This is a genomic window from Humibacillus sp. DSM 29435 (genome assembly GCF_001758225.1).
Taxonomy (GTDB): Bacteria; Actinomycetota; Actinomycetes; order Actinomycetales; family Dermatophilaceae; genus DSM-29435.
On the sequence record NZ_MAST01000023.1, the window covers coordinates 169,919 to 190,700 of the forward strand.

Genomic DNA, 20,782 nt, shown 5'->3' on the forward strand with positions numbered 1-20,782 from the left:
GGGTCACTCGTCCTCGTCGAAGTCGAAGGCGGACTGGGAAATGCTCGGCGCTCGAGAGGCTCTCGAGGCATCGACGATGTCGGGCCACGAGGTGGCGAGCGTGTTGAAGGCGAGGGCGTCCTTGGTCCAGCCGTTCTTCTCGGCGATGGAGAAGAGGAGGAAGGCGAGCTCCTTCACCAGATCCATCTCGATAACCCCGTCAGGTCGGCTCACAGCGGCGGCGAGGAAAACGCCGGCGGCGCCGACGCCCTCCGTCTCGAGCAGCCGGCTCAGGTGATGCAGCGCCTCCCACGCGCTCGTCTGTTCGTCGGTGAGGACGTCATAGTCCGTTGGCAGGTCAGCAGGGCGGAGCAACGTCACCTTGCCAGCTCGTGAAGTCAGGACACCGCCACGATCCATGGCCTCGACCGAGGTGTTGCGGGCTCGTGCAAGGTCGTCGGCCTGACCGAAGACACCGGTCTGGTAACCGTGTTGGCGGTACCACGCGATCGCGAAGCGGGTCGTGGCGTCGAAGTCGCCCTCCTGCTCGTTGAGCACCTGGTCGAGGATCTCGTTGATTCGCGCCAACGCCGACCGCACCGTCATCGGCGAACCGTCGGACTCGATAACCGACGAGTACCGGCTGAAGACCGCCATCCCTGGCCCGATGGCGGCCTGAGGAAGATCGACGGGCGCTATCGCCCCCAGTTGAAGATTGCGCAGGGCTTGAGGCAACTCGGCGTGGAGGGCAACGATTAAGCCACGGCGATCCGTCGTTGGGGCCTCTGCCGGACGGGGTCGAAGCGCGAGGACAATCGAAGACGCGAGCGCGTTGGTACCACTGGCGATCATTCGGTTGCTCAGCTCGCTCCGATTCGGCCACGTTGCAGTGATCGCCCATCCTGCACTGATCATCCCCTCCAGTAGCGTCTCCCAACCGGATGACGATGTTCCTTCATCCGAGGAGTCCGACTGTTTGAAGGCGTACCACACGACGGTTGGATGATCCGTCATCGCACTCACGCGCGCACGGGCAAAAACTTTGGCAAAACCCTGTTCGAAGAATGATTTGGCACCTGCCTTACCGTCATGACGGAAGGGATTAGCAACAAGCTCCTCTGCCTTCGGGACCAACATTGTGCTCAACAGGGAAGGATAGATGTCACGCAACGACTTGCGCAGCCAAACATAGAAGAAGTCTGATAAATCAGAGTAGCCAATATTATCGTAGTAGGGCGGATCTGTGCTGATGAGCAGGCCTTCGTAGTCTCGTGAAGAAGCGTCTGCCTGAAAGACTTGCGCAGTGGGTCCTCCGGTGTCTGCGATGGCTTTCGCCAAGCTACCAAGACTCACCAGGTAGGAACCAGCCGCCTTACCGAAAGGTGGCGTCTCCGCGAAGTCCCATAGCATCGGAATCGCCTGACGACCAAATAGGTTGCGGACTTGTTCCTTCGTGTTTTCCCATCGGCACAATGCATTGGAGATGTCCGTCATCCGGCTCAGACCCATGCCGAGGTACGTGGTCACCGCATCGGCGTAGGCCGTCGCGCCGGTCCCCCCGGTCTCGAGACTATGGCCGCGGTCAAGGCCCGACGAGAGCGCGTCTGCGAGACAAACTTCACGAGCCTCGCGGACAAGGTCACTTAGTGTCGTCAGCGCTTCAAGTTGTCGATTAGTGAAAAGATCTGCGAAACTTGTCATTCCGTACCTGTAAACATTGATACGACCTGGCCAATCGAATAGCTCGCCCTCCGGTATGGCATGTGGTGCGTCGATATTGGCCGCGGTTGCATGGTCCGCATTCGGGGGAAGATAGACACGGCGGAGAGGCCCTGCCGCTACGATCGTCATCAATTGCGCTCCCAGGCCCTCGGATCGACTCGTCGATCGAACGTACTCCAGTAAGACCGGAGTCTTGCAAGCGACACAGGTGGCTCCAGCGCGACCTACGGTTCCGTCATTCTGAGGTGTAGGCGCGCTCGTCGAGTCATAAGAGATTTCATATCTAATACTGAGACCGCTCGGGTGGGAATCGTCCGTAACGACCATAGGCACGACAAATGCCTCGGCTCCCCTTCTTTTGCTGAGCCACCAAGAACGCACCAAAGGCATTTCGATACCGCAGACAGGATTCGGGCACGTCACGGTGCGCGCCCACAGCCACGCAATTACGGTCGCCATCGAGCCGTCGGCAAGCCTCGCCTTTGGGTAATGATGCCCGATCCGCCGCTCCGCCTCGTCACTGACCCATTGCCCATAAGCACGGACGTCAGCGACGAGACCCTGAGCCCTCTTCCAACCCATCATGTGCGATTCATCCAGGCCAGGGAAAACCGGCGGCTGATCCCGAAACTTTGGCGGGATCTCGATGAGGGCCTTGTTAATCAGTACGGCCACAGGGTTGAGGTCCGAGGCGTGCGCCTCCAGGCCAAGTCGCTGCGCCTCGAGTGGGATCGTACCGCCGCCAGCGAAGGGGTCGAGGATCGCAGGCGGGTGACCGTCGGTCGACTTCAGGATCTCGGCGTGAGCTTCGGCGAGCAGTTTCTCGTCGTGGATGTTCTCCCAGACGACCAGTCGTTCAATGATGCCGTGGAGACGTTCGCGCTCGACCTTTTGGGCTTCCTCGGTCGGGAACTCCTCAGGGTGGCTCGACGGGTCATCGACGAGCTGAGCGAAGAGCACCGCCCTGGCGGCCGCCAAGGGCCGACGGGCCCACCACAGGTGGAGCGTCGAGGGGTGGCCGTGGCGGATCGACTTCTCGCGAACGGACTCCCGATTGATCGCCTCAAGCGGCAGCGCCACCTCGATCAGCTTGCGCTTGGGCGTCATAGTCATGGTTCCCCTCGAGGGTTGGTTTGCTTCATAGAAAGCTGGCGCGGCTGAGCAGGGGCGAAGCTGCCCAAGACGTCCCAAACTAGTCGGCCGGGCCCCGCTCGGCACCGCGAATCGCGGGCCAAGGAGGTGCTCAGATTGCCCATGATCAGAACGGGACCCGGCCCCTGGCCCAGGACTTGGCCCAGTTGCCTCTGACGCCCATCGCGTCGAAGTCTCCGAGATCAACGGCGGCAAAGGGATCGTCGAGGTACCGCACGGCATCGTGCTCCGGCCCGCGGGGGTCGACGGAGACCAGTGCCAGCCGGTAGCGCGGCACGGCGTTTCTGCCGGTCAAGACCTCGTTGTGGGTGACGAAGAAGTCTTCGGCCCCGAGCAGGCGCGCTTTCACTTCGATGCGAAGGGGCAGATCGTCGCCCGATTGGTGGGACAGGATGTCGAAGCCGGGGTTGTTGAAGGCCTGCTCTTCGGGTTCGCGGCCCAGGGCCCGCTCGCAGGCCAGCACGAGGTCGACCCCGCGACGCTCGACCGCCTTGGTCTCGACAGCGTGGGCAGGAACGTCAGGCGGGAGGTCGTCATCGACCAGGCGAAGCGGCAGGATTAGGGCGGCAGTCAGCACACGCGGCGGCCGTGTCGACATCAGGGCTTGCCGGTCGAGCTGGTCGAGCCGGTCGGCCAGTCGCAGCTCGAGCTCGTTGGCCTTGCGGACGAGGAACTCGGCGCTCTGCTTCGGCTTCTGACCGGCCTGCTCTTGGGCGTCGGCGAGGATCGAGTCGGCGTAGAGCCGGTTGATCTCACTGTTGAGGCGCCGTGACACCTGCTCCTGGGTCCGCCTCAGCTCGACCGCGCGACGGGGCTGGACCTCGGCGAGATAGCTCGGGAGCTGGTGGGCGATGATCCAGGTCGTGGCTCGGGCCTCGGCGCCCACGACCCATTCCAGGGCTCGTGCCTGATCGGTAGCAGCTGTGGGCGGGGCGGCGACGCAGTCGAGGTAGGGCGCCGGCCCGGCGGGTGTTACCTCACCCTTCTCGTCGACGAAGGCGTAGCCGAACCGACGGGCGACGAACGCACCGGTGGCGTCGACGATCTCCTCCACGACCCCAACCAGCAGAGTCGGCGCCTCCACCGTAGACGAGACCAGAACGCTGCCACGCTCCAGACACTGGCCCCAGCGGGCAATCGTCTCGTCGGCCACCGCGTCGTGGAGGGGGTGGCCGGGAGCGAGCAGGTCGGCGCGAGCTGAGTCAGCGGCATCCGGTGACACGTACTGAAGATCGAAGGTCACTCGCTCGTAACGGGTGGAGATCGGGCCGTACTTGGCCGAGCGTAACGACGCGGGAACGTTGTTCAGCTCGAAGCGCCCCTTTTCGCGTCGCGGCATCCGACCGCCGAAGCGTTTGAACGCCTCTCGGAAGGCGCCCTCGATGTAGTGCGGCTGGAGACGACGGGCTCGGGCCCCGTCCATCTGCCGTCGGAGCTTGGCCAGGTCGACGTCGGCGAGGGAGTCGTGGGCGAGGGCGCGCTCGTTGAGCAGCTCTTCGAGCCCTTGGGAGACCTTGGCGTCGATGACCTGGTGCATCTTCGCGCGAACCTCAGGCTGCTCCCCGTAGCGGATCGCCTCGACCAGGAGGTCGCGCAGGGGCGACTCCTCGAAGGCGAGACCGAGCACGTCGAAGACCTTGCCGCCGTAGGCCTTGCGCTGTTCTTCGATTTTGGCGAGAAGGCGGGTGAAGACCTCGCCCTCACGGGTGTTGCTGGCGACGAGGTTCCAGAGCCGACACACCTCGGTCTGGCCGATGCGGTGGATGCGCCCGAAGCGCTGCTCGATGCGGTTGGGGTTCCACGGCAGGTCGTAGTTGACCATGAGGTGGGCGACCTGGAGGTTGAGGCCTTCCCCGGCAGCATCCGTGGCGATCAGCACCTGAACGTCGGGGTTCTTCGTGAACTCCTCGGTGATCCGGCGCCGGTCGGCTCGCCGCACACCCCCGTGGATGGCCTCGACAGCCTGCGGCTTGCCGAGCAGCACGCGGATGCGCTGGGTGAGGTAGTCGAGGGTGTCGCGGTGCTCAGTGAAGACGATGAGCTTGCGTGGCTTACCCGCCGGGTCGGCAGCGAACGTGTGGTCTTCGAGGAGGGTGCGCAGCTCGACCCACTTGCGGTCGGTGCCGGAGTCACGAACCCGTTTGGCGAGCGACGTCAGATCGGCGAGGTCGAGCAGCTCAGCATCGAGCTCGGCAACGGTGCGAGCCGCCGTGGCAGCGTCGACCAGCTCCTCCTCCACCGCCTCGAGCTCGTCGGCGGCGTACTCATCAGGATCGTCGAGCACGTTCACGTCGGTGGTGAGGGGGCCGTCGTCGAGCACCTTACCGTCGAGCAGATCCTGCTTGCGGCGCTCGAGGCGGCCCGAACGCCGCAGGAGGGACTGGTAGATCGCCTCCGGGCTCGAGGCGAGGCGACGCTGCAGCACGGTAAGCGCGAAACCGACCGTGTTGCGACGCTTGCCATCGAGCTTGTCGGCGCGGTTCATCCCCTCGCGGACGTACGTCGTCACCTGCTCGTAGAGGTCCTGCTCAAGCGCGGTCAGCTCGTAGGGGACCGTCTCGGCCACGCGCTCTGGAAAGAGCGGCTTGCCCTCGAAGGTGAGGAGGTCTTCTTTCACCATCCGGCGCATGATGCCGCTGGTATCGCTGTTGTGAACGCCCTTGGCGTACTTGCCCGCGAAACGGTCGGGGTCGAGCAGGGTGAGGAAGAGCTGGAAGTCCTCCTCCTTGCCCGAGTGTGGGGTTGCCGTCATAAGCAGCAGGTGGCGGGTGATCTGGCCGAGCAGCTCGCCCAGGAGGAAGCGCTTCGTCTTCTCCAACTTGCCGCCGAAGTAGTGGGCGCCCATGCGGTGCGCCTCGTCGACGATGATCAGATCCCACTCCGAATCTTCGAGCTGGCGTTGCAGCTCTTCGTTGCGGGCCAGCTGGTCCATCCGAGCGATGAGCAGTGGGTGGGAGTCGAAGACCGACAGGCCGATGTTGCCCTCGACGAGCTGACCGGTGAGGATGTCGAAGCGCAGCCCGAACTTGTAGAACAGCTCGTCCTGCCACTGCTCCACAAGACCTCCCGGCGCCACGATGAGGCACCTCTTGACGTCGTCGCGGAGCAGGAGCTCCTTGATGTACAGACCCGCCATGATGGTCTTGCCCGCGCCCGGATCGTCGGCGAGGAGGAAGCGCAGGGGGGTGCGGGGCAGCAGCTCGCCGTAGACGGCCCGGATCTGATGAGGTAGCGGCTCGACATCGCTGGTGGCGACCGCGAGCATCGGGTCAAACAGACCCGCCAGCTTGATGCGTTGAGCCTCTGCCACGAGCTTGAAGTCTGCCGCTAGAGCGTTGAAAGGGCGGCCGGCCGTTCGCGCCAGTGCGAGTTTGCCCTCATCCGCCCGGTAGAGCAGCGTCTGGTCAAGCACTCCGGCTGCGGACTTGTACGTCAGCTCCAGGGCGTCATCACCGTGCCACTGCACGGCGACGATCTGCACTGCCGCTCCGGGGAGGACCCCGGACAATCTGTTGCCAGCAGCCAGTTCCTCGAGCTTCAAAGCCATCCCTTCGAACGGAACGATGGCACGGGTAAGCGGTCCCTGTGCCCTGGGCGTGACGGCTGACGATACCGCTCGACGATCACGTCGCTGGGACCGGCGGGCCATCCGATCCCTCAGTGGCCGTTTCCCTGTCCAGCTCCTGGGTGCGATTGTCGGCATCCGAGTCGTTCTTAGGCGATCGCAACCACTTGCTCAGCATGAACACGCCTGCACCGACCGCTGCTGCGGCCACGGCAGGGGCGGCAACGACAACCACAGTGCCCGCCGCCATGCCACCGCCTACTACTGAACCAATAGTGGCCAGCCCGCTGGCAATGCCGGCGGCACTCAGCCCCGATACGCCAACGGCGCTCACTGCCGCGACACCACCAACGGTGCTGGCTCCGGCGCCCACGAACGAGGCCGCTCGACCATCTCGACGTGCTTTGCGTTCATCCACTGGCAGGCTGGCGTCGTCGCGAAGGGCCACCTGTGTGATCCCTACGCCAACGACGGCTGGGCCGAGACCAATCATGGCCGGACCGGCGGCGGCCCCTGCTCCGACGAGCGAGCCCGCTGTAGCCAGCCCCGACATGATTCCTGCGCCGCTGAGCCCGGCCACGGCGCCCATGGCCCCCACGACGCCAGTAGTCGCTGCGACCGTCACGCCGGCCACCGCACCATGGGCCGTGAGGCCACCAACGCCCCGTACCTGCTCACTGGCGCTACGCCCAGTGCAGCACCAAGTCGCGAAATGCTCACAGTTGTTGATGACGAGGTGGTAGCCCGCATCACCCTGTCGCGACTCGGCGCGAGCCATCGTGACGTTAGCCTCATCCCGCTGTCCGTAGCGCCTGATTTTGAGATCGCCGCCGTTCAGAAAGTCGTCAAGCGGGGTCCGGGCGATGGCCGCGTCGAGCTTGGCCTTGCCTGGCTCCCCCGTGAAGTGGATGACGGTTCCGTCACCAGCGTCTATTCCGTGGTGGGTGTAGACACCCCTGCTCACATAGATGTGATCTGCTCGAGCCATTTTGGCCTCCCCTTCATCCCGTTCAGGCCAAAGTAGGTCGTCTTGTCCGCCTTGTCTCGTCTTTCACAGATTCGTTCGAGTGGATCGACGGATCAGCTGCCTGTCGCGGTCTATCGATCCACTCGCCAGTTCCCAGTCATCGTCCTGTAGCGGAGCTTCATGCACACGTGATCGACGACGGCATAGTCAACCGTCCTGTCGAACTTGTTGCGGAGTGTGCGGTGGCCTGGCCAAATCGCGCTCAGACTCTACTTGGGCCCTCCCGCCTCTGGAGCGCTAGGCCTTCGACGCTTGGCCCTTCAGATCAGCGCCTAGTCTCTATTTAGCGGCTGTAGCCGTTTGCTTGATCAACCATTTGCAGCGAGCATTGTGCGCCAAGAGCAATTGAGAATGCGGCCGACTCTTCGGCTCGGGGATAATTGCCAACGGCTTCCTATTGAAACTGGCGTACTCATCTTCCAGCCGCGGATGGACGCGCACCTCCAGATCCGGGGTAATAGTGAGCAGGCGTAGGTCAAAAAGCACATGGATATCCGCTCGCAGTAGGATGCCGTTCTTGATGCCATTCGTGTGGGGACCCTTGTGGGGGGAGATGTGAGCCGCCTCGAGCACATCGATTGTGCTGGTGCCCGACACAGCACACCCTTCGTAGATCGAGATCAATTTGTTTCGGAACCCCTGTTGCCCTTGACGCGTCCGTATAGCTCTAAGATCAATGCCGCGACGGTCGTCATCCATATCTTCTAGACCTTCGCTTCGAAGGTCCTCGTAACTGACTTCTACGTCGGGTGACGCTTGGAAGAATTCCGCGAGTCTCGCCTGGTCCTGATCGGAGTCGAACCGGGGGAAAAGCTGCGGCGACATCTTCTTAATCATCGCCTCCTGCAGGAGACCCCAGCGCGGTTGCGAAGCTGGCGCTTCCGACAGAACGTCGAAGTGGAACCTCGCGACGTAGCTCCGAGAACCCGAGTCCTCCCAGGGCGTCGGGTGTTGGGGTGGAATGGGATAAGCCCCTTGAGTTACCAAGCACTGAGCAATAAGGGAGCCGCCTGCCTGCCAGAAATACACCAAGTCACCGAACGCGACTTTTTGGAACTTCGGCATATCCCAAAACCCATGCGATTCTGCAATGCTCCAGTGCTGAACGTGATCCGCATCAATCGTGACGACCCAACTTGCCATGGCATGCCTCTTCCGTGTGAATCACGGGTGAGGCGTGTCCAGAAGGAAGCCTGTCGGTCCGTTGATGGTGATTGGTTTGTAGCGAAGCGCCGAAATTCAGCGCCGGATCAAAGTTCGAATTTGGTCGCGCGTTTGCGGATCAGTAGAATAGATAGTGACGCTCCGCATGCCGCGGGTCAGTAGGACCTTGTAGACGTTGCGTACGAGAGCATCGAACTGGGCATTGCTGACTTTGGTACGAATGCGAAAGTCGGGGTCACGGTTGGCTGAGCGCACCGATCGCCAACTCCCCTCCCGCCAAACCAGGTCGGGCCCAAGAATGACCCCCGCGTGGTCGTATTCAAAGCCCTGCGCCGTATAGACACAGCCGACCTGGCCGAAGCCAGCAGGTTCACTGGCCCACAATGCAGCCGGCGGTGCGCCACCCACCGATCGATCTCCACGCAGATTCCACGGACGTGACCAACCGCCGATCTGGACATCTTCAACCAGCGAGCCGTCCGACCGAGGGTCGCTCCACGGCCAGCAGTACCCAGCTGCCATCCGCGCCGAGTAGCCGTTGCTTTCGTGCTTGGACATGACGTGCTCGAGCTCTTCAGGTGTGTCCGCCAAGGACACGTCGAATCCGTCATCCCCGGCCCACGGCACGGGTCCGCCAGGTGCGAGGCCGAGCAGCCGTAACACCCACTGCACATAGATCTCTGATCCACCGCAACGGAACTGGTCGTTGAGGCTGATGTGCTGAACCCCCATGCCGAGCGCCGACGCGTGCGCCTCGATGTCTTCGACCGTGCCCATCTCACCAGGCCGAACCACCTGATGCTCGTCCAGAAGGAACACCGGCACCCTCGCAGCGTTAAGCAACTCGTACATCTGGGGGCGGCCCGCGTTCCGCAGCTCCTTGCGCGTGTACCGGCTGACGGAGGTCTCTCGAATCCGGTGAGCCTCGTCCAGGATCAGACAGTCCAGATCGTTGGGTTCTGCCGACATGAACGAGTTGAAGTACGTGAACAGCTTCGCCACGGCAGGCGCCCGCCGGCCGGCCACCTTGCGCAGGGTCTGGGTAAATGAACGTGATCCGGTGGCATGCATCACCGGCCGTCCTTGACGCGAGAGTTCCCCCATCAGGGACAACGCGATGACGGACTTGCCACTGCCCGGCCCCCCGCTCACCACGATCGCGGTTTTTCTGTTGGCGCGTCGCGCCCGACTCACCGCATGCAACACGTGTTCGTAGGCGTCTCTCTGCTCATCCAGCAACACAAATTGTTCTCGGCTCTGCACCTCCTCGGCTGCCACCGCCAACAGTTGCTTGCTCGGTGCGATCCGGCTTCGTAGCAGGGCATCTGCGGAATCCGCTCCCTCTCGCCCCGGGGCCAGATGCGTCCGCAAATAGTCCACGAACGCCCCACGACGCTGGTTGGTGAAAATGGCGCCGTGCGTGGGTCGCCGTACGTCAAGGAGATCCGCGACTCCGAGATCCGTCGCGTTGTGCAGGTAGGCAACGCCTGCCAGCGAGTGCGACTGCTCGGCCAGCATGACGGTGAAGGACGACAGATACTCGCAGTAGTCGGCGACCTGCAAGGCGGGGTGCGTCACAGCACGGTGCCCGTACTGCTCGACCTCCACCAAGGTCTCACTGTCCTCGAAGCGCTGGGCAGAGCTCCATTGCTTCAACTCCACCACGACGTAGGAGGGGTCACCCGTTTTCGGGTGGATGCCGGCCAGGACGACGTCAGCACGCTTGCTGGTCAACGGAAGCTGGTGCTCAATGAGCATCTCCACGCCGTCGAGTCCCGCGGACATCAGGTCCGCCCGCAGCGCTGGGAGGCTACGTTGCCAAGAACGCGACTCGCTTGCTGACGGGCGGTGACCCGTCTGAATGCTCATCTGCTCTGCGATGTGGTCAGCCAAGTGCGCCTCCAGAGCAGAGAAGCCTCGAACGGAGGTCCGGAGTAGATGCACGAACAGGTCCCCTGGCAGCACGAAGAAACTCGTGCGGTGTGGGGGCGTGTCCGTGAGGAAGCCCGTCGGGCCGCAATGACAGGTGAAGCCTAACCAGTCCCTGCCTGGAATCGCCGTGACCCCGCCGTGCGCTTTGCACGGGTTGAGCCCTTCGGTGGAAATCTCCGGGCGTCAGGCGACGTCGCCCCCTTTAACTGCGTGACGATCTGCGACGTCAAGGACGGGAACGGTCCACGTCATCCCGCGCAGTCCTGTCGGTGACCAGCTAAGCGAGCTCCTCACCTTCAAAGTGCAGTTTGCCAACGGGGCCGCATGGATGAGGCTTCGTCTGCACCCCAGATGGCGCGGCCTTGCCGTTGCCGCAGACCTGCTGTTCACCGTCAGCGGTGACCGCGCCCGAAACGTCCAAACCGCACTCGGCCATGACTTGCCTGGTAGGAATGCCGAATGGCCTACATCAACCAGTTCTTCGCGTCGAAGTCAGCGACGACCACGCGCCCGCACACCACCTGTTCGTGCGGCTGGAAGGTTACCGAGCGCGATGGGACTAAGGTGCTGCAACTGGACACCTACGGTTCAGACGGCCGCAAGGACCAAGGCACCGTGAGTCAGTCGATCCAGCTCGACCGCGCTCAGGCACAGGAACTGCTGTCGATCATCCGCAAGACATTTCCGGGTCTCTGACCCAAACGAGGCAAACACTCGACCTAAAACCATGGAGCCTTCGTGCTGGGAGGAATGACGCTTGCAGGAACGTCGGCACCCGCTCAGGCACCAGCGGGAGCTGACCCTGCGGCATCCGAGTAGGTCGTACTTCGGTCGACCGGCTGGGTGCCTTGAGCTGGCACCCTGATCCACCAACTCGTGGTGCGGTCAGCGCTGGTCGGGAGCCCTCGTGGGCTCTACAGAGATCAGAATGACGCCCAGGTCGCGGACTTTGCTGAGCAGTCCGTGGAGGTGGGCTTGGTCGGCGACGGGGCCGGTGAGGCTCGTCGTGCCGTCACTCTCGCGGGTCAGCACGAGGCCGTCGAACCAGGTCGACCAACGGTCGTCGAAGTGCCCGTCGATCCGCAGTTGGTAGCAGGCGGGAGCCTTGCTGGGCGGCGGGCGCGTCCTCACGCCGCCACCTCCGCTCTCGTTCTCTTCCTCGCGGACCGGCGCGTCGATGGGCGTCGCCGGATGACGTACTCGGCGACGGCGAGGTTGATGACCCACCCTGCGCCCAGGCTAAGGTCGGTGGTGAGCGTGTTGGCGCCGAAGACCCGGGCTCCGACGCCGAGGGTGAGCACCTGGGTACCGGCGCCGAGGGCGAGCGCGTAGGCGCGGGTCATCCAGGCCCTGTGACGGGCGACGTCACCCCGGCGGATCGCCGTGAAGCCGAGCACGATGCTGGCGGCCATGCTCGACCCGAACGCGAGCCGAAACGCGTAGGCCAGCTCGCCGGTGCCGGGCTGCCGGCGGTAGAACTGCGTCATCCACAGCGCCGAGAGCGCCACCGCCAGACCCAGCACCACCAGCACTCGCCCCGACGCCCGATGCCAGCCGGGCCAGCGCTGCCGGAACCGCGAAGAGAACTGGAACGCGCCGAGCACCGCATACGTGACGGCGCTGACGATGTGCACGACCACCGGCGCCGGTGAGGCGGTCATGCGGGAGTTCGCGGGCAGCAGGTGCGGGCCGCCGGCCAGCTCGACCAGCCGAAGCGAGCCGGCGATAGCGGGGATCACCACAAGGGCGCCGAGCGCGATGGGCACCCACCCGGTCGAGCGTGTCGACCGGGTGGGACGCGCTGGTGCGCGGGTGGTCACTTCGCGCCGGCCGGGTCGAGCTGCGGGCTGACCAGGGCGGATGCCGGCTGGCGGGCGAGAAGGCGCTGCGAGCGCCACAGCGAGTAGCCGAGGCCGATGAGGGCGACGCCGGTGGGAATCGCGAACAGCCGTTCGTTGAGCTGCGGCAGCACGGCCCTCGCGGCGGTGGCGACGGCGGCACCGGCGAGGAGGACTGAGGCCCAGCGGGCGAGCACGTTGGCGCGGTAGAGGGCGATGCCGAAGAGCAGGCCGCCGCCGATGAAGCCGACGCCCATGACCGAGATGAGGGGCGCCATCAGGCCGATGTCACCACTGGCGTGCCCGCCGGTGGCCACCGCGAGCACGTCGGCGACGTAGGCGGGTGAGCTGTGCGCGATCGCCGGGAGCACGACCGCGCCCACGACCTCGACGCCCATCATGGCGAGGTAGCCGACGCTCAACAGTAGGTACGCGAGCAGGCCGAGCACGCCGATCTGCTTCACCTGGCGTAGGTACATCCCGGTGATGCCGACGAGAGACAGGCCGGCAAAGAGCACCTTCATGCCTTCGCGCACCTGCCACTCGGTCGTGGTGGCGAAGGTGACGTCGAGGCTGGGGTGCTTGATCTGCACGGCGATGAACAGCAGCCCCCCGACGGCGGCGGCAACGCCTGCCGCCCGGGTGAGGTGGGTGGTGGTGACGGTCATGGCGGGCTCCTGGGTCGAGGTCTGCGGCGGGATCGCCGTGGTGTGACTCGAAGGTAGGAACCGAGGGGGTGAGCGGGCGTCACCCAACGATGTGACTGACGGGGTGAGATCCGGCCGCCGGTCGTCAGCCGCGTATCAGGCTCGTGCCGGCCGCCGGCTAGAGCAGGCCGTGCTCGCGGGCCCGGGCGACGGCTGCCCGGCGGTTGGTGACGCCCAGCTTGGTGAAGATGTGCTTGGTGTGGGTGCGCACCGTGTTGTGCGAGACAAAAAGCTCGCGGGCGATCTCGGGCGCGCTCAGCTCGCTGTCGAGCAGCCGCAGCACCTGCCGCTCGCGCTCGCTCAACGGCTCCACCATCGAGCCGGTGGGCCGCTTATCAGAGCCACCCGGCCCGGCCCAAGTCGCGGATGCCGCTGACAGCACGAACCGCGCGTGGGCGCCGGCCACGCTGTGCTCTCGCAGGTCATGGAGCAGGCGCGTCATCGTCGGCCCCTTGTCGAGCAGCAGTCGCACCGAGGCCTCGGGTTCGGGGGCCTCGGCCAAGGCGCTGGCAAGGGTGTCGCGAGCGCCGGCCGACTCACCCAGCGCGTCGTGGGCGAGGGCCAGCAGCATCCGGATCTCGAGGGTGCTGCCGGATCGTCCCTGCGTCTCGGCGGCGAGTTCAAGGCGGCCCAGCTGAACCACGACGGCCCGAACCGCGGCCGCGTCGGGCCGCTCCCGGTGCCGCGCCAAGACCAACCGTGCGAGGGTCAGCTCGTCGTACTCCCGCAGGTAGGTGGCGTCGTCGGACGCGGACACCCCCCGGTCGCGGGCCCAACCGTCGGCCTTTGCAAGGTTGCCGTGGCGGATCCAGACCCGAGCCCTCGTCGCCGCCACTGGGTGCACGTCGGGGTAGAAGCCGGGACGGTAGAGCTGCTCGGCCTGCTCGAGGAACCCGATCGCCCCGTCGAGGTCACCCTCGGTGTCGGCGACCCGGCCCATCGCCCTGAACCACCGGTAACGACTCTCCGTCACGCTGCCCCGCTCGACGAACTCCCTTGCTGCGTCGAGGTGTTGCTTGGCGGCCTCGAGGTCACCGGCCTCGCGGTCGAGCTCGCTCAGGGCCACGTGCAGCTCTGCGGTCGCCCGGGCCACCGGCTCGCCCGCACTTTCGGCTCGTGCCAGCGCAGTGGCGCAGAGCCGCCGGGCCGTGCCGGGTCGGCCCGCGACGCGCCACATGTCGGCCAGCAGCACCGTGCTGCTCAGCTCGTCAACGGCGTTCCCGGCAGCACGGAGGCTGGCCACCGCCTGCCCGAACGTCTCGATGGCTTCGGTCACGTCACCTCTGGCCCACGCCGCGAGCCCGAGGAAACCGGCCGCTCCCCCGCGGGCGGCGTGGTCGCCCGGCCCGGCCAGCTCGAGGGCGCGCCGGGCGTGTGCCGTCGTGCCCGCCACGTCGCCGCGGGCCTGGGCGAGCGAGGCCCGGTGCACGGCGATGGTGGCCGGCAGCGTGCGCAGGTCGTCGGTGTCGGCCCGCGGCGGCGACGAACCGGGCGGCTCGGCGAGAGCCAGCTCAGCGGCATCCAGCCAGGGTTCGATGCCCTCGACGTCACCGGTGGCCATGAGCATGAACGCGTAGTACACGCTGAGCACCGGGCTGCGGCGCACGGCGTCTTCGGGCAGCGCCCGCAGCCACCCGATCAGCACCGACTCCTGCCGGTGACGCCGGATGGCCGGCACGGCGAGCTCGATGAGGTAGGTCGCGCGGTCGAGGTCGCGGGCCGCCAGCGCGTGCGTGATCGCCTCGTCGGGCAGGTCGTGCTGCTCGAACCAGCGGCTGGCGCGTTGGTGCAGCCGCGGCACCAGCTCGGGCTGTTCGGCGGCCAGGCGGGCCCGCAGCACGTCGGCGAAGAGGTGGTGGAAGCGGAACCACTCCCGGCGATCATCGAGCGGCACGATGAACAGGTTGGCCCGCTCCAGCGTCACGAGCAGGTGGCTCCCGCCGTCACTGCCGGTGACGGTGTTGCCGGTGACTGCGTCACAGAGCGGCCCGGTGAAGCGGTCGAGCACCGCCGATCGCAGCAAGAAGTCGCGCACCGGGCCGGGTTGGTGCGCCAGCACCTCCTCGACGAGGTAGTCGACGACGTACCGGTCATCGCCGGCGAACCCGGCGATGAAACCCCCCACGTCGTCACGCCCCTGAAGCGAGAGCGCGACCAGCTGGAGGGCGGCGATCCACCCCTCCGTCCGCTCCTCCAACACGGCCACGTCGGCGCGGGCCAGGTGCAGGCCCGCCACCGACTGCAGGTAGGCGGCGGCCTCGTCCGCGGTGAAGCGCAGGTCGGCCGCGCGAATCTCGACCAGCTCACGCCGCACCCTCATCCGCGAGAGCGGCAGACCCGGGTCGGCGCGGGTGCTGACCACGACGTGCACCTGCGGCGGGAGGTGCTCCAGCAGAAAGGCCAGACCCTCCCCCACCTCGCGGCTCTCGGCCAGGTGGTAGTCGTCGAGCACGATCGTCATTGCGCGCTCGGCCCGCGCGAGCTCGTTGACCAGCGTCGTGAGCGCGGGCTCGGTAGCCGCTGCATCCTGTTCGAGCTGGGCTAGCGCCTTCGCGCCTGCTTCTGGGGCGGCGTTGCGGATGGCGGTGAGCACGTAGGTCCAGAAGGATGCCGGGTCGATGTCGCCGCGGTCGAGGGAGACCCACGCCACGGACGGCGTTTCGACCAACGCGGCGGCAGGCGTGGCGGCGGACCGTTCGACCGCCCTTCCGCCCAGCCAGGCGGCGAGCAGGGTCGACTTGCCGAACCCGGCCGGGGCCGACACCAGCGTGAGCCTCGCCTCGGCGCCACGCCGTAGGCGCTCTAGCAGCCGCGGCCGCGGCACCAGACCCGGTCGCGGGCGCGGCACGTACAGCTTGGTGGCGATCACCGGTCGTGCCATGGCAGCCCCGTCCCAACGGCACCGCCACAAGGGAGGGTGCCGACGACCACGCTAGTCCCCGTGTCAGCCTCCCGACCCAAGCGAACGCAGCCCTGGCTACCGGGGCGCGCGTTCCGTCTCACCACCCGCGGAACCAACCCAGAGGCAGCTCAGTCTCGCCCCGCCGTACGTACCCGATGGGCCAAGGGGTCGGGTTCGCAGGCACCATGCCGCCACCGAAGCCCGGACACGTTCTGCTTGGCTCTGGGTCAGGGTCGTCGGAAGACGTCGTGGTGACCGACAGGCAACGCCAGCCATGGATGCCGTCGACGTTGACGAGCCCCAACCTTGCGCGGCCGTGCCGGCTGGCGAACGCAACTTCGCCTCGAGGACTACTCGGGCGCCCTCGGCCGACTTGGCCCACAGTGAGTAGGCGATATGAGTGCCAGAGCACGGCTCCACCGAGACCCTGGGTGAGCGGCATCCGCCTGCAGAAGGTCTGACTGCGTTCGAGACCACCCCTCATAGGATGCGCCGACGGCGCGACGAGGTTGATGCATCAAGGCGAGAGCGCGTGCTGCGCCACGGCGAAACGATCGCGCAGCGCTCGATCCAGCTCAGGCCACAAGGATTCCAAGGTTGACCACGTGATGTCCCGGTCGATCTGGTCGTACTGATGAATGATCCAGTTCCGGTTCGCGACAACCCGTGCCCACGTGAGGCCAGCAGGTTCCGGCTCCCCAGCACGCCTCAGACGGTTGGCGGCCTCGCCGATCTTCATCATCAGCGAGTCCCCGGCCTCTTGGAGCAGCTCATCCTGGTTGTACTCCTCGCGACCGGCACTGACGATGAGCGAAGCCTTCGTGGGCCAATCTTGCACCTGCAGATACTCCTTGGCGGTGCGTGGATGCATCACAGCGCGACCGAGTCACGAAAGATGACATCGTCGATCCCGGCCTTGAGTCCCCCGTAGGTGACGAGGTCAACGGGCCGGTCGAGCACGCGCTCAAAGAGCTCTCGAAGATCGACCAGATCAGAGATGGTCGCTCCCTGCGGTGGGCGCACGAGGAGGTCGACGTCCGAGTCCATCCTGCTCTGACCGCGGGCCACCGAACCGAAGAGGGCCAAATCGGTGAAGCCGCGCTCGGCCGCCAGCGCTTTGAGGATGGGCGTTGCGGCATCGATCAGGGTCTCGAGATCGACGGCGACACCCGTTTTGAGCTGCTGGCTGACGGCCGGCTGCGTGATGCCCAGTTCGCTGGCGATCTCGCGCTGGCTTGCACCGGTTGCGAGCATCGCTCGTAGAGCGAGAACGCGACGCAGTCGCGCCACGGTCTCCCCCGCTCGGGCCCTTTGGTACTCAGCGAGCATGGACATAAGGCAACCTTATCGCGACCAGGTGCGCCAAACTGAGATTGCTGTCGGCCGACAGCGCCTTCGCGCAGGCCTTCGCGGCGCTCTCGTGCTTCGCCTTCATGGGCTGTGTCCTTGGTCTGTGCGCCACTCCTCGGCGATCCGGTGGGCTGTGACGATGGCGGCCTGCTGGATAGTTTCGTCTCCGCCCTTCCTCATTGCCACCCCTTTCGAGTCCCCATCGGGCCTGACGTCCGCCACCATCCCGTTGCCCGCCGCGGCTCTGTGGAAAACTGCGGGGGTTGCTTCGCTGACGCGATTAGGTTTCGAGTCATGGCGTACGGGATCGACACCGACAGCACCCCGGCCGCCATCTCGACCCTCGAGGTCGAGCTAACCAACGCCGTAAGCCTCGACTCGCGAGTCGTTCCTCCGCCCCCGAGTGCCACTGCGCCTCAGGGTGGCTCGTGATTCCGCGCGACACCGCCACCGTCGACCTTGCCGTGCCCGACGGCGACCCCGCGTCGATTCGAGCCGCGGCGCGCCGACTACGGCAGGTCGCCGACACCGGCCTGGCCACAGCCGGGGTTCGGGGCGAGGCAACCGGCGAACTGGCCGGAGTCTGGACGGGCTCGAGTGCTGCCGGGGCAGGCCGCGAGCTGTCGTCCCTTTCGCTGCGGGCCCGCACGGTGCTGCCGCTGGTCGACGACGGGGGCCGGGCACTGGCCGCCTACGCCACCGCTCTCGAGACCGCCATCACCGCGGCCCGTGCCCTGTCGGGCCAGGCCCGGCGCGCGACCGACGAACAGCAACACACCCTGGCTCGTATCGACCTCACCCACGCGGCCGACCCGGTGCTGCACACAGCGGCCAGCACCCAGGCCGAGCGGGCTCACGCCACCGAGGTGAACGGCATCCACCGTCGATACGGCACCGCGATGGACGTTCTCACCGCCGCCGCCACCCGCTGCGCCCGCACCCTGGCCGGCCTCACGCCCAGCACCAGCGCGGCCAGCCCGATCCCAGTGGCCCCAACCTTGGACCCTTCCCTGGTCGATGACCTGCCTCTGGTGCGAGGCCAACTCGACGCCGCCGCGGCCTCGGGTGTTGGTCACGCGGCTCCACCGGAGGAGTCGAGCTGGTACGACCCGGTGCTCAACGCTGCGGGTACCGCCGGCGCCTGGACGTACAACCACACTGCTGTCCCTCTGCTCAACGGAACGGCCAACGCCATCCAAGCCGGTGCCGAGCACCCCGAAGACCTGGCCCAGATGGCCTTCGGCACCGGCATGATGTTCATCGGCGCCGGCGGCGAGGTCGGCGGCTTCGCCCTCGATGCCACCGGAGTGGGGGCCGTCGCCGGGGTACCGATCAACGTCGCGGCTGCTGGCGCCGTCGTCGGCGGGATCGCCGCAGCCGGCTCGGGCGCCGGCCGGTTCATCCAACACGCCCGCGCCAATGACAACCTCCTCCTGCAAGAAGCCGAGGCTCCCAGGCCAGCACGGGGTGAAGCCGGTGAGCCGCTGCCCGACTCGATGCGCCCTGATGCAGCCGGCTCGACCTGGAAAGGCCGGGTTGCCATGAACCGGCAGGGCGATGTTTGGCAGGCCCCTGACAAGGTGGACGGCGTGAGGGGACAACCAAAATTTGCAGACATGCTCCGAATCTGTGACCCCACCACTCGCTACCCGGGCGGCTACGTTCGCTTCTACAACCGGTACGGGCAGCCGATCAAGATCGACGGTCAGCCTGCCAAGAATCCCAAGATGGGCTCCGAGCCTGCCAAGGACTTTGACGACGGGACGCACTTCGAGATCAGGCCCGACGGGACGTTCGATCTACCTAAGGGATGGAAACCATGATTCCTAGCTACGACGGAAAGACCATCGAGATCATCCGGCTCGACGGATCGGTCCAGCTATGGACCAGCGACAACTGGTACATCCACTTCGAGGCGCACCCTTGGTTGACAGTGCCAGGCACTTCACCGGTGCAGATCGACCCCGGAGACTCACCAGATCTGGACGCGGGCGAGGACTATCCGCCAGTGCCAGACGCCCTGACCCCTCTCATTGGCAAGACGATTCGCGCATTGCGCGTATCTGACGGTGGTGACCTTGACGTCAGTTTCGACGATGACTGCCGGCTCAGCGTGAAGTCCTCTGAGTTTCACGAGGCTTGGCAGCTCAGCGGACCGCGCGGGGAGATGGTGGTCTGTATGCCGGGGGGGAAGCTGGCGATCTGGGGCCCGCGCGACGACTGACGCAAGAACACCCGACCCGGAGTTCGGCCGGTCAGAAGCCAGCGCCCGCTCAGCGGCATCCAGCCACGGTTTGATCGCCCCGGCCATCTGCTGCTCGTCACGGTGACCTCGGGAGGGGCCAGGAGCAGATCCAGAGGTTTGCCGACGAGGATCGCTTCGAATCTGGTCATGTCGTGCTCGTCGACGTCGTATCCCACCTCGGCCCGGGCCGCGCTGGCCCACTTCGCTGCGTGAAGGTCCACCCGAGCGCACTCAAACACGGCATCTCCCCGGAGGACGTGATCCAGGCTGCAGAGTGGCCGCTGTGGATCGAACCTTTCGACGAGGACGGGCCGCCTGACCGGGAGTTGCGCCTCGGATTCGATACCAGCGCGCCTACTGGAAACCGTGGTGCTGGTCTTCGAGGGCGGCGATGAGTTGATCATCCACGCCATGCCCGCTCGCGCGAAGTACGTGGACCTCCTGCCCTGATGACGTCGATCGATACTCGCGCCGCAGGCCTGGTGTCAGGGTCGTTTGAACACGTCGTGGTCACCGACTCGGCGCCAGCGTAGGCGAACGTCACCTTCGACGGTCACGAACTCGAACGTGGCGCGACCGTCTGGGCTGGCGAACGACCATGTCATCTCGAGGATGCCTGGGGCGCCTTGAACCGACTTGACGCGGAGCGACTGCGGCCATGGCGAAGCGGGGTCAATGGCATGCGCGTCACAGGCCGGGACGAACTTCGTCTTCAAGACGTCGAGGAACCGCTGTAGGTGCTCACGCTTGAGGCGGCGCACGTCTTTGTCGAAGGCCGGGGTCGTTTCGAACTTCACGACGGGTCGGTCAGGCCGACGATGTGCGCCAGCAGCGCGTCGCCATCGTCGTGCACCTCTGCGCGCCCCGCGGCCACGTGCTCGTCGACCTCGAGCTCACGCTCCTGCCAGCGACGCGTCCAGAACCACTTCTGGTCGGCGGGAACCGGCAGCGCCGGCCGCATCTCCAGCACCCCGTCGTCGCGTTCAGTGATTTCGAGCTGCGCGCCAGGCTCGTCCAGACCCAGGCGGCGGCGAACCTCCGCCGGCAGAGCGAACACCCCGCGAGCCTGCACACTCACGTAACCATGAAAACTCATGTCCTCATCTTCTCACGGTCGCAGTTTCGCTGTAAAGCAGCTTTACGGTCTAGTGGTGCTGCACCATTGCTGAACGGGTGGTCGACCTCGCAGACCCGCCCTG

17 protein-coding genes and 1 pseudogene are annotated in these 20,782 nt (G+C 65.8%); 5 read left to right on the plus strand and 13 right to left on the minus strand.

The window, feature by feature from the left end; all coding sequences use genetic code 11:
* Positions 1-3: 3 nt before the first annotated feature.
* The 5 genes from BA895_RS14655 to BA895_RS14675 all read right to left on the minus strand — a co-directional run bounded on the left by BA895_RS14655 (position 4) and on the right by BA895_RS14675 (position 10,502).
* On the minus strand, positions 4-2,814 hold the full coding sequence (locus BA895_RS14655; protein WP_254666478.1) for a DUF1156 domain-containing protein: 2,811 nt from the start codon (positions 2,812-2,814) through the stop codon (positions 4-6).
* 145 nt (positions 2,815-2,959) lie between these two features.
* Positions 2,960-6,400: a helicase-related protein gene (locus tag BA895_RS14660; protein WP_254666479.1), complete on the minus strand. Its 3,441-nt coding sequence runs from the start codon at positions 6,398-6,400 to the stop codon at positions 2,960-2,962.
* A 76-nt stretch (positions 6,401-6,476) separates the two neighbouring features.
* A complete protein-coding gene (locus BA895_RS14665) occupies positions 6,477-7,406 on the minus strand; it encodes a lecithin retinol acyltransferase family protein (protein WP_083283376.1) in 930 nt (309 codons plus the stop codon).
* Positions 7,407-7,724: 318 nt separating this feature from the next.
* Complete coding sequence (locus BA895_RS14670) at positions 7,725-8,588, minus strand: HNH endonuclease (protein WP_083283377.1); 864 nt, start codon at positions 8,586-8,588, stop codon at positions 7,725-7,727.
* A 96-nt stretch (positions 8,589-8,684) separates the two neighbouring features.
* Positions 8,685-10,502 (minus strand): DNA/RNA helicase domain-containing protein, encoded by a 1,818-nt coding sequence (locus tag BA895_RS14675; protein WP_254666480.1) that lies wholly within the window; start codon positions 10,500-10,502, stop codon positions 8,685-8,687.
* 498 nt (positions 10,503-11,000) lie between these two features.
* On the opposite strand from BA895_RS14675, the gene BA895_RS14680 reads away from it, so the two are divergent.
* A complete protein-coding gene (locus BA895_RS14680; protein WP_070192625.1) occupies positions 11,001-11,237 on the plus strand; it encodes a hypothetical protein in 237 nt (78 codons plus the stop codon).
* A gap of 189 nt (positions 11,238-11,426) precedes the next feature.
* Here the strand turns inward: BA895_RS14680 and BA895_RS14685 are convergent, their stop codons facing one another.
* From BA895_RS14685 to BA895_RS23175, 6 genes are all read right to left on the minus strand, one after another.
* Complete coding sequence (locus BA895_RS14685; RefSeq protein ID WP_070192626.1) at positions 11,427-11,672, minus strand: hypothetical protein; 246 nt, start codon at positions 11,670-11,672, stop codon at positions 11,427-11,429.
* On the minus strand, positions 11,669-12,307 hold the full coding sequence (locus BA895_RS14690) for a DUF2306 domain-containing protein (RefSeq protein ID WP_083283394.1): 639 nt from the start codon (positions 12,305-12,307) through the stop codon (positions 11,669-11,671). The genes BA895_RS14685 and BA895_RS14690 overlap by 4 nt, the downstream gene beginning before the upstream one ends.
* A 50-nt stretch (positions 12,308-12,357) precedes the next feature.
* Positions 12,358-13,047: a hypothetical protein gene (locus BA895_RS14695; RefSeq protein ID WP_070192628.1), complete on the minus strand. Its 690-nt coding sequence runs from the start codon at positions 13,045-13,047 to the stop codon at positions 12,358-12,360.
* Between the two features lie 157 nt (positions 13,048-13,204).
* The gene (locus BA895_RS14700; protein ID WP_070192629.1) at positions 13,205-15,967 is read right to left on the minus strand and encodes a LuxR C-terminal-related transcriptional regulator; all 2,763 of its coding nucleotides are present in this window, start codon (positions 15,965-15,967) and stop codon (positions 13,205-13,207) included.
* 538 nt (positions 15,968-16,505) lie between these two features.
* Positions 16,506-16,859: a DUF86 domain-containing protein gene (locus BA895_RS14705; RefSeq protein WP_254666487.1), complete on the minus strand. Its 354-nt coding sequence runs from the start codon at positions 16,857-16,859 to the stop codon at positions 16,506-16,508.
* Complete coding sequence (locus tag BA895_RS23175) at positions 16,859-17,323, minus strand: nucleotidyltransferase domain-containing protein (protein ID WP_083283378.1); 465 nt, start codon at positions 17,321-17,323, stop codon at positions 16,859-16,861. The genes BA895_RS14705 and BA895_RS23175 overlap by 1 nt, the downstream gene beginning before the upstream one ends.
* Positions 17,324-17,632: 309 nt before the next feature.
* Between BA895_RS23175 and BA895_RS23980 the strand changes: the two genes are divergently transcribed.
* The 4 genes and pseudogenes from BA895_RS23980 to BA895_RS24515 all read left to right on the plus strand — a co-directional run bounded on the left by BA895_RS23980 (position 17,633) and on the right by BA895_RS24515 (position 20,033).
* A complete protein-coding gene (locus BA895_RS23980) occupies positions 17,633-17,770 on the plus strand; it encodes a hypothetical protein (protein ID WP_175442333.1) in 138 nt (45 codons plus the stop codon).
* Positions 17,767-19,161 (plus strand): hypothetical protein, encoded by a 1,395-nt coding sequence (locus BA895_RS14715; protein ID WP_070192631.1) that lies wholly within the window; start codon positions 17,767-17,769, stop codon positions 19,159-19,161. Before BA895_RS23980 ends, BA895_RS14715 begins: the two co-directional genes overlap by 4 nt.
* The gene (locus BA895_RS14720) at positions 19,149-19,562 is read left to right on the plus strand and encodes a DUF6188 family protein (RefSeq protein ID WP_139142669.1); all 414 of its coding nucleotides are present in this window, start codon (positions 19,149-19,151) and stop codon (positions 19,560-19,562) included. Before BA895_RS14715 ends, BA895_RS14720 begins: the two co-directional genes overlap by 13 nt.
* 230 nt (positions 19,563-19,792) lie before the next feature.
* Positions 19,793-20,033 (plus strand): annotated as a pseudogene (locus tag BA895_RS24515) (toxin).
* A 35-nt stretch (positions 20,034-20,068) separates the two neighbouring features.
* On the opposite strand, the gene BA895_RS14730 reads toward BA895_RS24515, so the two are convergent.
* A complete protein-coding gene (locus tag BA895_RS14730; RefSeq protein WP_070192633.1) occupies positions 20,069-20,380 on the minus strand; it encodes a hypothetical protein in 312 nt (103 codons plus the stop codon).
* Entirely contained in the window at positions 20,377-20,679 is a 303-nt protein-coding gene (locus tag BA895_RS14735) for an AbrB/MazE/SpoVT family DNA-binding domain-containing protein (RefSeq protein ID WP_070192634.1), read from the minus strand. Before BA895_RS14735 ends, BA895_RS14730 begins: the two co-directional genes overlap by 4 nt.
* Between the last annotated feature and the right edge of the window lie 103 nt (positions 20,680-20,782).